12 protein-coding genes are annotated in these 12369 nt (G+C 60.4%); 10 read left to right on the top strand and 2 right to left on the bottom strand.

From position 1 onward, the window contains the following. Window positions 1-17 precede the first annotated feature (17 nt). Genes leuC through AC061P_RS09785 form a run of 6 tightly spaced genes read left to right on the top strand, consistent with a single transcriptional unit; the run spans window position 18 to window position 6370 of the window. Window positions 18-1478: a 3-isopropylmalate dehydratase large subunit gene (gene leuC, locus AC061P_RS09810; RefSeq protein WP_480391087.1), complete on the top strand. Its 1461-nt coding sequence runs from the start codon at window positions 18-20 to the stop codon at window positions 1476-1478. Further along, the gene (gene leuD, locus AC061P_RS09805; protein ID WP_449647133.1) at window positions 1478-2074 is read left to right on the top strand and encodes a 3-isopropylmalate dehydratase small subunit; all 597 of its coding nucleotides are present in this window, start codon (window positions 1478-1480) and stop codon (window positions 2072-2074) included. Before leuC ends, leuD begins: the two co-directional genes overlap by 1 nt. Window positions 2075-2082: 8 nt before the next feature. After that, the gene (murA, locus tag AC061P_RS09800; protein ID WP_480391086.1) at window positions 2083-3450 is read left to right on the top strand and encodes a UDP-N-acetylglucosamine 1-carboxyvinyltransferase; all 1368 of its coding nucleotides are present in this window, start codon (window positions 2083-2085) and stop codon (window positions 3448-3450) included. A 36-nt stretch (window positions 3451-3486) separates the two neighbouring features. After that, window positions 3487-4227, top strand: coding sequence for a lysophospholipid acyltransferase family protein (locus AC061P_RS09795; protein WP_449647131.1), 741 nt, complete (start codon window positions 3487-3489; stop codon window positions 4225-4227). Further along, window positions 4214-5248 carry an NAD(P)H-dependent glycerol-3-phosphate dehydrogenase gene (locus AC061P_RS09790; RefSeq protein WP_449647130.1) on the top strand — a complete coding sequence of 345 codons (1035 nt, stop codon included), beginning with the start codon at window positions 4214-4216 and terminating at the stop codon, window positions 5246-5248. Before AC061P_RS09795 ends, AC061P_RS09790 begins: the two co-directional genes overlap by 14 nt. A 3-nt stretch (window positions 5249-5251) precedes the next feature. Then, a complete protein-coding gene (locus tag AC061P_RS09785) occupies window positions 5252-6370 on the top strand; it encodes a D-alanine--D-alanine ligase family protein (RefSeq protein WP_449647129.1) in 1119 nt (372 codons plus the stop codon). On the opposite strand, the gene AC061P_RS09780 is transcribed toward AC061P_RS09785, so the two are convergent. After that, window positions 6367-6879, bottom strand: coding sequence for a DUF3515 family protein (locus AC061P_RS09780; RefSeq protein ID WP_449647128.1), 513 nt, complete (start codon window positions 6877-6879; stop codon window positions 6367-6369). The genes AC061P_RS09785 and AC061P_RS09780 overlap by 4 nt on opposite strands. Before the next feature lie 23 nt (window positions 6880-6902). Between AC061P_RS09780 and thiL the strand changes: the two genes are divergently transcribed. Continuing rightward, window positions 6903-7895 carry a thiamine-phosphate kinase gene (thiL, locus tag AC061P_RS09775; RefSeq protein ID WP_480391085.1) on the top strand — a complete coding sequence of 331 codons (993 nt, stop codon included), beginning with the start codon at window positions 6903-6905 and terminating at the stop codon, window positions 7893-7895. Here the strand turns inward: thiL and rsmD are convergent. Beyond that, window positions 7865-8449: a 16S rRNA (guanine(966)-N(2))-methyltransferase RsmD gene (gene rsmD, locus AC061P_RS09770; protein ID WP_449647126.1), complete on the bottom strand. Its 585-nt coding sequence runs from the start codon at window positions 8447-8449 to the stop codon at window positions 7865-7867. The genes thiL and rsmD overlap by 31 nt on opposite strands. 149 nt (window positions 8450-8598) lie before the next feature. On the opposite strand from rsmD, the gene AC061P_RS09765 reads away from it, so the two are divergent. From AC061P_RS09765 to fgd, 3 genes are all read left to right on the top strand, one after another. Continuing rightward, window positions 8599-10713 carry an ATP-dependent DNA helicase RecG gene (locus AC061P_RS09765; protein WP_449648188.1) on the top strand — a complete coding sequence of 705 codons (2115 nt, stop codon included), beginning with the start codon at window positions 8599-8601 and terminating at the stop codon, window positions 10711-10713. An 81-nt stretch (window positions 10714-10794) separates the two neighbouring features. Further along, window positions 10795-11283 carry a pantetheine-phosphate adenylyltransferase gene (coaD, locus tag AC061P_RS09760; protein ID WP_449647125.1) on the top strand — a complete coding sequence of 163 codons (489 nt, stop codon included), beginning with the start codon at window positions 10795-10797 and terminating at the stop codon, window positions 11281-11283. Between the two features lie 18 nt (window positions 11284-11301). Further along, complete coding sequence (gene fgd / locus AC061P_RS09755; protein WP_449647124.1) at window positions 11302-12318, top strand: glucose-6-phosphate dehydrogenase (coenzyme-F420); 1017 nt, start codon at window positions 11302-11304, stop codon at window positions 12316-12318. Window positions 12319-12369: the final 51 nt, after the last annotated feature.

Below are 12369 nucleotides of genomic sequence, written 5' to 3'. Positions count from 1 at the left end.
TTCGAAAGAGGTGCGCTATGGGCAAGACCCTGGCAGAAAAAGTGTGGGATGACCATCTGGTCGTCAAGGGTGCCGATGGCACTCCCGACCTCATTTACATCGACCTTCACCTTGTGCACGAAGTCACGAGCCCTCAAGCATTCGATGGACTTCGGATGGCCGGGCGCCCCGTTCGTCGACCCGACCTGACCATTGCCACCGAAGACCACAACACTCCGACTCTCGCGATCCACAAGCCGATCGCTGACCTCACCAGTCGTACCCAGATTGAAACCCTGCGCAAGAACGCGAAGGAGTTCGGTGTGCGGCTGCATTCACTCGGCGACATCGAGCAGGGAATCGTTCACGTCGTTGGCCCGCAGCTTGGCCTCACGATGCCCGGCATCACCGTGGTCTGTGGCGACTCGCACACCAGCACGCACGGCGCCTTCGGTGCCATGGCCTTCGGCATCGGTACGAGTGAAGTCGAGCACGTGCTCGCCACCCAGACCCTTCCTCTTAAAGCATTCAAGACAATGGCCATCACCGTTGAAGGCGAACTGCGCCCCGGCGTCACCGCAAAAGACATCATCCTTGCTGTCATCGCGCAGATCGGAACCGGCGGAGGCCAAGGTTACGTTCTCGAATTCCGCGGAAGCGCCATCCGTGCCCTCTCTATGGAGGGGCGCATGACAATCTGCAACATGTCGATCGAAGCTGGCGCCCGCGCCGGAATGATTGCCCCAGACCAGATCACCTACGACTATCTTCAGGGTCGCCCGCACGCACCAGAGGGTGCCGACTGGGATGCCGCTGTTGAGTACTGGAACACGCTCGCCACCGAGGATGACGCCGTCTTCGACGCCGAAGTCTTCCTCGATGCCAACACGCTAGAGCCGTTCGTCACTTGGGGAACCAACCCCGGCCAGGGCGTCTCGCTCAGCGACAACGTTCCCGTGCCCGCCGAAATTGCCGACGTCAACGAACGCGCTTCCGCAGAACGCGCGATCGAATACATGGCGCTTGAGGCAGGCATGCCAATGAAAGACATCCGCGTGGATGCTGTCTTCATGGGCTCGTGCACCAATAGTCGTATCGAAGATTTGCGCGCATTCGCGTCCATCATTCAGGGGCGCAAGAAAGCGGATCACATTCGCGTCATGGTCGTGCCAGGCTCCGCGCGCGTGCGCATCGAAGCCGAAGCCGAAGGCATCGACAAGATCGTCGAAGAGTTCGGCGCAGAGTGGCGCTTCGCAGGCTGCTCGATGTGTCTCGGAATGAACCCAGACCAGCTGGCGCCTGGCGAGCGGTGCGCCTCAACAAGCAACCGCAACTTCGAAGGCCGCCAAGGCAAAGGAGGGCGCACCCACCTGGTGTCTCCACTCGTTGCCGCAGCCACCGCCATCCGCGGAACCCTCTCTAGCCCCTGGGATCTCGACAACAGCCCCCTGCCAGAGCAGATGGCGCTCGCCGCAACGACCGCTGAGGAGTCACGCTAATGGACAAGGTCACCACCGTCAGCGGAATCGCCGTTCCGCTCAAGCGCAGCAATGTCGACACCGACCAGATCATCCCTGCCGAGTTTCTCAAGCGAGTAACCAAGACCGGATTCGATGATGCGCTCTTCTTTGCATGGCGCCAAGACCCCGACTTCATTCTCAATCGTGAGCCATACAATCAGGGCAAAATCTTGGTTACCGGTTCCGACTTCGGCACGGGCTCTAGCCGCGAGCACGCTGTGTGGGCGCTTCGCGATTACGGTTTTCAGGCAGTTCTCAGTTCCCGTTTTGGCGATATTTTTCGTGGCAACTCTGGAAAGCAGGGTCTGCTCGCAGCCCAGCTAACAGAAGACGAAATCGAGACAATCTGGGCTCTCATCGAAGCAGATCCCGGGCTCGAGGTGACAGTCGATCTCGAAGCTCGCACGGTAACTGCAGGTGCTGCGCAGTTCACTTTCGAGATAGATGATTACACTAGGTGGCGTTTGCTCGAAGGGCTCGATGACATCGGCCTGACTTTGAGAAACGAAACAGACATCACGGAGTTCGAAAGCCGCCGAGAATCATGGCGACCTAAAACTTTGCCAGCGAAGTAGGGGTAACGATGAATCCATTGGCTCAAGATGCCACAGCGGCAGCCAAGCGAACCGGCTTGCTTTCCAACCAGATCATTATCAACGGCGGAAAGCCCCTTCGGGGACGCATCAACGTGCGTGGTGCTAAGAACCTCGCTACCAAAGCAATGGTCGCGGCTCTTCTCGCCGACACCCCCAGTGTGCTTAGGGATGTTCCCGCCATCAGCGACGTTCGCGTCGTCACCGGAATGCTCGAAGCGTATGGCGTTACCGTTACAGAAACGGGCGATGGCGAGCTGACCCTCGACCCTAAAAACGTGCTCAAGGCCCACTTTGCCAAGATTGACGCGCTCGCAGGTTCGAGCCGCATCCCGATCCTGTTCTGCGGTCCACTCCTGCACCGCCTCGGCGAAGCTCTCATTCCCGACCTCGGTGGTTGCCGCATCGGTGACCGCCCCATCGACTTCCACTTGGATGCTCTGCGAGCGTTCGGCGCGATCGTCGACAAGAGCTACGAAGGCATTCGCCTGACAGCTCCTGAAGGTCTTCACGGTGCGGACATCGAACTGCCGTACCCCAGCGTCGGAGCGACCGAGCAAGTGCTGCTCACGGCTGTACTGGCTAAGGGAGTCACCGAGCTCAAGGGCGCGGCGATCGAGCCCGAGATCATGGATCTCATCGCTATCCTGCAAAAAATGGGCGCCATCATCAACGTTGAGCCCAACCGCGTCATCTTCATTGAGGGCGTCGAGAAGCTCAGCGGCTACAACCACCGCGCACTGTTCGACCGCAACGAAGCCGCAAGCTGGGCATCCGCTGCTCTTGCAACCGGTGGTGACATTTTCGTTGAGGGCGCTAAGCAGCAAGAGCTCATGAACTTCTTGAACATCTTCCGCAAAGTGGGCGGAGCGTTCGATATTGCCGAAGACGGCATCCGGTTCTGGCACCCAGGTGGGCCACTCAAGCCGGTCGTTGTCGAAACCGATGTGCACCCCGGCTTCATGACCGACTGGCAGCAGCCGCTGATCGTTGCTCTCACGCAGGCGGAAGGTCGCTCTGTCGTGCACGAGACCGTCTACGAGAACCGTCTCGGATTCACCTCAGCGCTGATCGAGATGGGCGCCAACATTGTGGTGCACGAAGAGGGACTGGAATCAATCAGCCGTCGTGTTCCCCGTCGCCCACTCGAACAGGCCGCCGTCATCATCGGACCAACGCCTTTGCACGGTGCCGATGTTGAGATTCCTGACCTTCGCGGCGGCTTCAGCCACCTCATTGCCGCACTGACCGCCGAGGGGCAGTCAACTGTCAGCAACATTGGCATCATTGCTCGTGGCTACGAGCACTTCGTTGACAAGCTTGAATCTTTGGGTGCCGACTTCATCTACGAGGGATAACCAGCAGTGTCGTCAAGCCCAAAGGCGGGAGCACGCGTGAAATCTGAGAAGACAGCTGCATTTCGTCTGCTCGCATTCCTGCTGCTCCCCGCCATGACCTTCTTGGCGAAGTACACACTGCATGACGTGCACAACGTTCCCGCTCACGGCGCGTTCGTGATGTCGCCCAATCACTACAGCAATATCGATCCCATCGTGATTGGTGTTGCCATGTGGAAGATTGGTCGGATGCCGCGCTACATGGCCAAGGCGTCGCTGTTCACGGTTCCCGTTCTCGGGTGGTTGATGAAGAAATCGGGACAAGTTCCTGTCGAGCGCGCCTCGCGCAGTCGCGAAGGTGGCGACCCGCTCAAAGCCGCCCGCCACATCGCCGACCAGGGACTCGCCGTAGTGGTGTACCCGGAGGGCTCGCTCACACGCGAACCCAATATGTGGCCGATGCGTGGAAAAGCGGGAGCGGTGCGAACGGCGCTCGAAGCGGGTATTCCTCTGATCCCCGCTGCAAGCTGGGGCGCGCAAGAAATTTTGCCGCGATACTCCAAACGGATCAGCGTTTTTCCCCGTAAGACTGTTCACATTCGTTTCGGCGAGCCAGTAGACCTGTCAGAGTTTAAAGGCAAGCATTTAGATGCGCGCACGCTTGCTGAAGCAACGGAGAAACTCATGACCGCAATTACGGCCCTTCTCGAAGACCTTCGGGGCGAAACCGCCCCGAAGATGCGCTACAACCCGGCCGACCATGGCCAGAGTGAGGTTGGTCGTTTTGAGCAACGTTAACGCGGGACCCGATCATGCCCCCGCCCGCCGTGTAGCAGTTCTTGGCGCTGGTTCTTGGGGCACGACGTTCTCTAAAATTCTTGCCGATGGCGGCAACGACGTAGCGCTGTGGGCTCGTCGCCCTGAGCTTGCCCGCGAAATCTCGCAATCTAAGCGCAACAGTGACTACCTGCCGGGCATCAATTTGCCGCGGTCACTCTGGGCGAGCGACAAGCTGCACGAAGTTCTCGAAGGCGCAGAGCAGGTTTACCTGTCTGTGCCTAGCCAGTCTTTGCGCGAGAATCTGCGGATCGTTCGCGAGCTGATTCCCGAGGATGCCCTCATCGTCTCGCTCATGAAGGGTGTCGAAAAGGGCACTGGCGCGCGCATGAGTGAAGTGATTTTGCAAGAACTGGGTGTCGACCCCAACCGGGTTGCCGTGGCATCCGGCCCCAACCTTGCTCTAGAGATCGCCAAAGAGCAGCCAACAGCGGCAGTGATGAGCAGTGCGAGTCTTGAGACCGCGACCACCGTTGCGGTAACCGCACGCAATCGCTATTTCCGGTCGTTTGTCAACACGGATGTCATCGGCACCGAATTTGGCGGAGTCCTCAAGAACCTGATCGCCGTTGCGATCGGAATCGTCGATGGAGTCGGCTACGGCGAAAACACAAAGGCGTCGATCATCACCCGCGGACTTGCCGAGATGACTGATTTCTCGGTCGCTTTCGGTGCTCGGGCAGAAACCCTTGCGGGCCTTGCCGGCCTCGGAGACCTCATCGCCACGTGTGAATCGTCGCTCTCACGCAACAACACGGCAGGGCGCTTGCTCGGTCAGGGCTACAGCTTCTCTGAAGTCATCAAGCAGATGAATCAGACCGCTGAAGGTCTCTCGTCTGTTGCCCCCATTCTTGAACTGGCACTGTCGAAGGGCGTCGACATGCCGATCGTGAGTCAGGTTGCTGAGGTTTTGGCCGGTACGCTCGCTCCGCGGGATATTGCTCCGCATTTGACGACTGACGACCTTCCGCAGGGGGAGTAAACGATGACGGACGCGCCCACAACAACGGCCAAGTCCACGGTGACTGTAGTTCTCCTCTTTGGCGGTCGTTCTTCGGAACACAGCATCAGCTGCGCCACCGCAGGGGGCGTACTTTCGGCGATTGATCGTGCGAAGTACACGGTGATTCCGGTGGGGATCACGCGTGACGGCGCTTTCACATTGCAGCCTGACGACGCTGAGGGGTTTGCGCTGAACCCCGAGGCGATGCCCGAAGTTGCCGACAATGGCACTCGCGTGCACTGGCCGGATTCGTCGCTCTCGAGCGAGCTGACGATTACGGAAGCCGATGGCTCTACCCGCAGTCTCGGCGACGTTGATGTAGTGTTCCCGATTCTGCACGGCCCTTTTGGTGAAGACGGCACAATTCAGGGCCTCATCGAGTTGACAGGCCTGCCCTACGTCGGCAATGGTGTCCTCGCCTCGGCGATGGGGATGAACAAACACTTCACGAAACTCGCGCTCGAAGCTGCCGGTGTTGCCGTTGCTCCGTGGGTGACGGTATCTGCGGTGCAGTGGCAACGCGATCCTTCTGCCTGGCGTGAGCGTGCCTCGACTCTCGGTTTCCCTGTCTTCGTCAAGCCCGCTCGCGCAGGATCATCGGTCGGCGTCACCAAAGTTAACGCTCGGGCCGAGCTCGATGCAGCCTTTGCGACCGCTTTTGCCGAAGATTCGACTGCTCTCGTCGAGCAAGCGATGACCGGCCGTGAGATTGAGTGTGGTGTGCTCTCGGGGCGCGACGGCACGGATACCCGTGTGAGCGTTGCCGGGGAAATTGTTGTCACCGGGCGCGACTTTTATGACTTTGAGGCCAAATATCTCGACGTTTCCGCGGCCGAACTTATTTGCCCTGCACCGCTCCATGATGGAGAACTGTGGCAGATGCAACGCACCGCTGCTCGCGCTTTCGAAGCGATCGGGGGAGCAGGGCTCGCTCGCGTCGACTTCTTCTTTGACGGCACCGAGTTCGTGGTTAACGAAATCAATACCCTGCCGGGCTTCACGCCGATCTCGATGTTCCCCAAGTGTTGGGCTGCCAGCGGGATGAGCTATCCGGAACTCATCGATGAACTCATCGAGTTGGGGCTCGAAACCGTGCGCTAACCTGTCGTCTCTGACAGCGCAACGCAAAAACGATCGGGAACGATCTGGCTTACCGCGCCAGCAAGCTCAACGAGTGCATCGAACCCAGACACCTCGTCGCCCTCGACATCAGGGTCACCATCGCTATCAATGATCACTTGCACGGCAGGATCGCGGCCATACGTCGTGAAGACATAGTTCGGTGCATCGCTATCGTCACGCAGCCAGTCGACGCCATTGTCGGGAGCAGTGACGCAGGCCAACGATGCCGTCGGATCGGGCACGGCTACTCCGCAACGCAAGAGAACATTGGCTGGTTCCCCCCAAGCTCCAGTTCCCTGCGCGTTAGTCTCACGAATATCCAGACCCGCAACAGTGTCAGGCAAGCGCACAATAACTTCGGCGCAGGTAGGGTTCGCCGCATCATCCGCTGGCTCGAGAGCAACAATCGACGCGCATCCGGTTAGCAGAGCAACAAGCGGGACCACAGCGAGCATGGCCAAAACGGGGGTGCGGGTCGTCGATCTCATCGCCTTCAGGCTACCGTGAGAATATGACGAAAGACCGCGAGGGCGACCACCGTGACACACTCGGCCAGGTCGGGGAACTGGATGCCCTTAAGCGCATCTTTCCGCGGCTACCCTCCGCTGCCGCCGAACTAATCGGGCCCGGCGACGACTCCGCAGTGCTGGCAACGCCAGACAGGCGTGTGGTGATCACGACAGACATGATGATTCACGGCCCCGATTTTCGACTCGCGTGGTCGACTCCCTACGACCTTGGCTGGAAAGCTGCTGCCACGAACCTCTCAGACATCGCAGCGATGGGCGCAGTGCCCACTGGCCTCGTGGTTGCGATCGCCGCCCCCAACGACACCCCTGTCGCCTCGCTCGAAGCGATCGCCGACGGGCTCCGTGAGGGTTGCGAAGCGCTAGCGCCCGGCAGCGGAGTGATCGGCGGCGACCTCTCGGTCTCACCGGTGCTCACCATTGTCATTACGGCTTTCGGCGACCTAGAGGAGCGTGCGCCCGTGCTGCGGTCCGGTGCACAACTCGGTGACGTCATCGCGGTTTCTGGAACGCTCGGCCTCGCCGCCGAAGGGCTTCGTCTGCTCTTCACCGAAGGAGTAGTTGAGGGCGAACCGGATGCTTCAGCCGCCGCCTCGCTCGCGACGCAGTATCCCGAGGCCATCGCCGCCCAACTCCGGCCATCGCCTCCCATAGCGGACGGCAAAGCAGCATCGCTCGGGGGAGCCACAGCCATGCTCGACCTGAGCGATGGGCTCGCGATTGATGCCCGCCGTATTGCTACCGCGAGCGGTGTTGCTCTCGATCTGTCATCCGAGTCGGTGGGTGGCCGGGCGCAGCTTGACGGTGGCGAAGATCACTCGCTGCTCGCGACATTTCCGCAGGCGGTCGAATTGCCAGCGGGGTTCCGTGCGATCGGCCACGTTGTCGAGGGGGAGGGCCTTCTCGTCGATGGGGTCGCGTACACCGAGCGTGGTGGCTGGGATCCTTATGCTGGCTGGGATGGCGCTTCGGGCTGAACCCAGTAGAGCGTTGTGTCGCCGTAGTCTTTGCGGCGGTCGAGCTCGAGACCGGCGGGCCATTCGGGCTCAGGGTCGCGCGAACTGCGTTCCACAACGACGAGGGCATCGGGGCTGAGTTGGCTTGACAGCAGCTCTAGAGCCACGAGAAGTTCGGCGTTGCCGAGCTCGTACGGTGGGTCAATGAACACCAGATCCCATTGATCGCCGGATGTCTCTAAGAAGGTGTGCACGGCGCGGGCGGCGGTCAGAATGATCGGCTTTGAGCCGCGGGGAGCTTGTGCGGCGATGAGGGTCGCGTTCTTGCGGCAGGCATCGGCGGCACGAGGATTTTTCTCCACGAGCGTGACATGGGGTGCGCCGCGTGATGCCGATTCGAGGCCGAGGGCGCCGGTGCCGGCATAGAGGTCGAGAACTCGGGCGCCATCGATGGCGTCGCGGGCTTCGAGGGCCGAGAAGATTGCTTCGCGAAGGCGATCACTTGTGGGGCGCGTGCCCGCGCTGGGGACGGCAATGGTGAGGGAGCCAGCGTAGCCGGCGATAATGCGTGTCATAGCGTGTCGAGCCTAGCCGAGAGCCCTCGCGCACGTAGTTCAGTGCCCGGTGACAAGGGAACGCCGGTGGCCACCGGTACTCTGTGAGAGTGACCTCGCCCCTCGATCAGAAGCTCAGTGCCGTGCTGGGCGGGCGCACCGCAACCTCGATGCAGCGCGGGCTCGGTTTGGTGACTGTCGGCGATCTCATGACGCACTACCCGCGGCGTTATGCGCGGCGCGGTGAGCTCACTGCTCTGGCCCAGTTGCCGCTCGATGAGGCCGTCACGATCGTGGCTGAGGTTCGCGAGGTGCGTAATCGCCCGATGCGCAACAAGCGCGGGTCGATCCTTGAAGTGTCGATCAGCGACGGCACGGGCATCCTGACTCTCACGTTTTTCAATCAGGCCTGGCGAGCGAATGAACTGTCACCGGGCGTCCGCGGAATTTTTGCTGGCAAAGTCGGCCAATATCGGGGCACGCGCCAGCTCGCTCACCCTGATTACGAACTTTTTGATCGGGATGCGCTTGAGCTGAAGAAACCTGAGCAGGCGAAGGCGTGGGCTGAGCAACCCATTCCGATTTACCCGGCAACGTCAACCGTGGCGAGTTGGCAGATTCAGAAAGCGGTCGAGGTCGTGCTCGACACTCTTGGACCTCTCGACGATCCTGTTCCGGATGCCGTACGTCGCGAGCGTGAGCTGCTTCCATTTGCGAAGGCGCTTGAGCAAGTGCATCGCCCGAAGGTTGACTCGGATTGGCGAGCAGCTCGGGACACTCTGCGTTTTCAGGAGGCGTTCGTTTTGCAGTCTGCACTGTTGCAGCAACGACAGAGGCAGCGTGAATCTGAGGCGATTGCGCGCACGGCTGGGTCGCTCGTGGACGGTTTTGATGCGGCGCTTCCGTTCGTGCTGACTGGTGATCAGCAGACGGTGGGGGAGCAGATCTTTCACGATCTGGCCGAGCCGGTTCCGATGAATCGTCTGGTGCAGGGCGAAGTGGGCTCTGGCAAGACTCTCGTGGCATTGCGAGCGATGCTGGCGGTGGCCCAGTCGGGTGGGCAGTCGGCCCTGCTTGCGCCAACCGAGGTGTTGGCGCATCAGCATTTCCGATCCATCGTGCGCACTCTTGGCCCCGATCTTGCGGCAGAATTGCGCCCGACTCTCATCACAGGCCAGCTCTCCACGGCCGAGCGCAAGAAGGCGCTTCTCGCGAGCGTGTCTGGCGCCTCACGCATTGTGATCGGCACCCACGCACTCTTGGGCGATGCGGTGAGCTTCGTTGACCTCGGCCTAGTTGTCGTAGACGAGCAGCACAGATTTGGTGTTGATCAGCGTGAAGCACTGCGACTGAAGGGGGCCAAGCCACCACACGTTCTCGTTCTTACGGCGACACCCATCCCTCGCACGGTCGCGATGACAGTCTTTGGTGACCTCGATATTTCGTCGATCGCCGAATTGCCCGCTGGTCGCCAACCCATCAGCAGTCATGTGGTTCCGCTGGCCGAAAAACCCGGTTGGGTGTCTCGTGTGTGGCAGCGTTTAGCCGAGGAACTCGCTATTGGCAGGCAAGGTTTCGTCGTGTGCCCCGCTATCGATGCCAAGACGCAAGAGCCCGGCAGTGACCCTGCACCGGCAGCGGCTGATGATCCGGATGCCGGACCGCCGCGACCTATCGCCAACGTTACTGAGGTGTTGGCTTCGCTACGCAGCAACGAGGTGCTCGCAGGTAAGCGCATCGAGGCACTCCATGGCAAGTTGTCGAGCGACGAAAAAGATGACCTTATGCGGGCGTTCGCTGCCGGTGATGTCGATGTTCTTGTCGCAACGACAGTGATCGAGGTTGGCGTTGACGTGCCAAACGCTTCTGTGATGGTCGTGCTTGACGCTGATCGCTTCGGGGTATCCCAGTTGCACCAGTTGCGCGGCCGTGTTGGCCGAGGTGGCGTGCCGGGCCTGTGCCTGTTTGTGACTGCAGCGGAGGTGGAGTCGCTTGCCCGCGAACGTGTTGAGGCTGTGGCATCCACTCTTGATGGTTTCGAGTTGGCGAACAAAGACCTTGAGCTTCGTCGTGAAGGTGATGTGCTCGGCGGTGTGCAATCGGGTGGGCGTTCGAGTTTGAAGCTGTTGCGAGTGGCCAATGACGGGCAACTCATTACGGAAGCGCGGGAGGCTGCGCAGGCGGTCTTGGCTGACGATCCGACTCTGGCCGAGCATCCGGCGCTCGCCGAAGCACTCAAGCGTCGCCTCGATGAGAGTGCAGAAGCCTTCCTCGGCAAGAACTAACTCCCTGTGACCTTGCTGGCGAGTTTCCTCGTACAGCGAACTCCCACGCGGTGAGCAGCACTCAGCCACTATCGTTGAGGCATGAGTCGGATCGCTGTCGTTCCTGGGTCCTTTGACCCTGTCACCCTGGGCCACCTGGATGTGATTGAGCGGGCAGCAAGAACCTTTGACGAGGTGCACGTTGTTGTCGTGCACAACCCGGGCAAGACGGCGCTTCTGCCGATCGCACAGCGGGTTTCGCTCATTGAGCAGGCGGTGGCGGATGCACGGCTTGCCGGCAACATTCGGGTCACGAGTTGGAGCATGGGTTTGCTCGTCGACTACTGCACCGAGGTTGGGGCGAGTGTCATTGTTAAGGGCATCCGTTCTCAAGTGGATGTCGCGTACGAAACCCCGATGGCGATCGTGAACCGCGATCTTGCTGCTGTCGAAACAATTTTCATGCTGCCAAACCCTGAACACGCTTATGTTTCGAGCTCGCTTGTGCGGCAGGTTGCCGCTCTGGGCGGCGATGTTGCGCCGTACGTTCCGCGGTCAGTTTCTGATTTTTTGCAGGCGCCTCGCGAGTAGTACGGGCACAATGGGTCTATGACTCTTACTCTCGGATACAAAGCCTCAGCTGAACAGTTTGCCCCACGTGAGCTCGTAGAGATTGCGGTCGCGGCCGAAGCCCATGGCATGGAGAGTGTTGCGGTAAGCGATCATTTCCAGCCCTGGCGTCATGAGGGTGGTCATGCACCGTTCTCACTGAGCTGGATGGCTGCTGTTGGAGAGCGCACGAGCACGATTCGGATTGGCACGAGCGTGATGACCCCCACTTTCCGTTACAACCCTGCCGTTCTGGCGCAGGCTTTTGCCACGATGGGTTGCCTTTATCCTGGGCGCATCATGTTGGGGGTTGGCACGGGTGAAGCGCTCAACGAGGTCGCTACCGGATTCCGTGGTGCTGGCGCGCAGGACTGGCCCGAGTTCAAGGAGCGGTTTGCGCGCTTGCGCGAATCAGTGCGCCTCATGCGTGCACTCTGGACCGAGGATCGGGTGTCGTTCGAGGGAGAGTACTACTCCACTCACGAAGCCAGCATTTATGACCGCCCCGACCAGCCCATCCCGATTTACATTGCTGCGGGCGGCCCGATGGTTGCCCGCTACGCCGGTCGTGCCGGTGATGGTTTCATTTGCACCTCTGGCAAGGGCATGGAGCTCTACAACGACGCGCTCATTCCTGGCGTCAAGGAGGGTGCGGCTAAGGCTGACCGCAAGTTCGAGGACATCGACCGGATGATCGAAATCAAGCTCTCCTACGACACCGACGCCGAGCTCGCCCTCGAAAATACACGTTTCTGGGCCCCGCTTGCGCTCTCGAAGGAGCAGAAGCACGACATCACTGATCCGATCGAGATGGAGAAGGCTGCTGACGCGCTGCCGATCGAACAAATCGCTTCGCGGTGGATCGTGGGCAACGACCCAGACAAGATTGTTGAAGAGATTCGCCAGTATGTGGATGCCGGACTCAATCACCTCGTGTTCCACGCGCCCGGGGGCGACCAGCGTCGTTTCCTCGAGCTCTTCGAGCGCGACATCGCACCGCGATTGCGGGCGCTGTAGCGACTAGAGCGCGAAGTACTTAACGAACGATGGGCGGATGCGTGAAGCATC

This window comes from Rhodoglobus sp. G.S.4, assembly GCF_056619605.1.
The sequence above is the reverse complement of the archived record's forward strand: the minus strand, read 5'-3'. Positions and strand labels throughout refer to the sequence as shown.

Bases quoted from the DNA above. Each gene is read 5' to 3' on its own strand.
- leuC (WP_480391087.1), top strand. From the start codon at position 18: ATGGGCAAGACCCTGGCAGAAAAAGTGTGGGATGACCATCTGGTCGTC.
- leuD (WP_449647133.1), top strand. From the start codon at position 1,478: ATGGACAAGGTCACCACCGTCAGCGGAATCGCCGTTCCGCTCAAGCGC.
- murA (WP_480391086.1), top strand. From the start codon at position 2,083: ATGAATCCATTGGCTCAAGATGCCACAGCGGCAGCCAAGCGAACCGGC.
- AC061P_RS09785 (WP_449647129.1), top strand. From the start codon at position 5,252: ATGACGGACGCGCCCACAACAACGGCCAAGTCCACGGTGACTGTAGTT.
- AC061P_RS09780 (WP_449647128.1), bottom strand. From the start codon at position 6,879: ATGAGATCGACGACCCGCACCCCCGTTTTGGCCATGCTCGCTGTGGTC.
- thiL (WP_480391085.1), top strand. From the start codon at position 6,903: ATGACGAAAGACCGCGAGGGCGACCACCGTGACACACTCGGCCAGGTC.
- rsmD (WP_449647126.1), bottom strand. From the start codon at position 8,449: ATGACACGCATTATCGCCGGCTACGCTGGCTCCCTCACCATTGCCGTC.
- AC061P_RS09765 (WP_449648188.1), top strand. From the start codon at position 8,599: ATGCAGCGCGGGCTCGGTTTGGTGACTGTCGGCGATCTCATGACGCAC.
- coaD (WP_449647125.1), top strand. From the start codon at position 10,795: ATGAGTCGGATCGCTGTCGTTCCTGGGTCCTTTGACCCTGTCACCCTG.
- fgd (WP_449647124.1), top strand. From the start codon at position 11,302: ATGACTCTTACTCTCGGATACAAAGCCTCAGCTGAACAGTTTGCCCCA.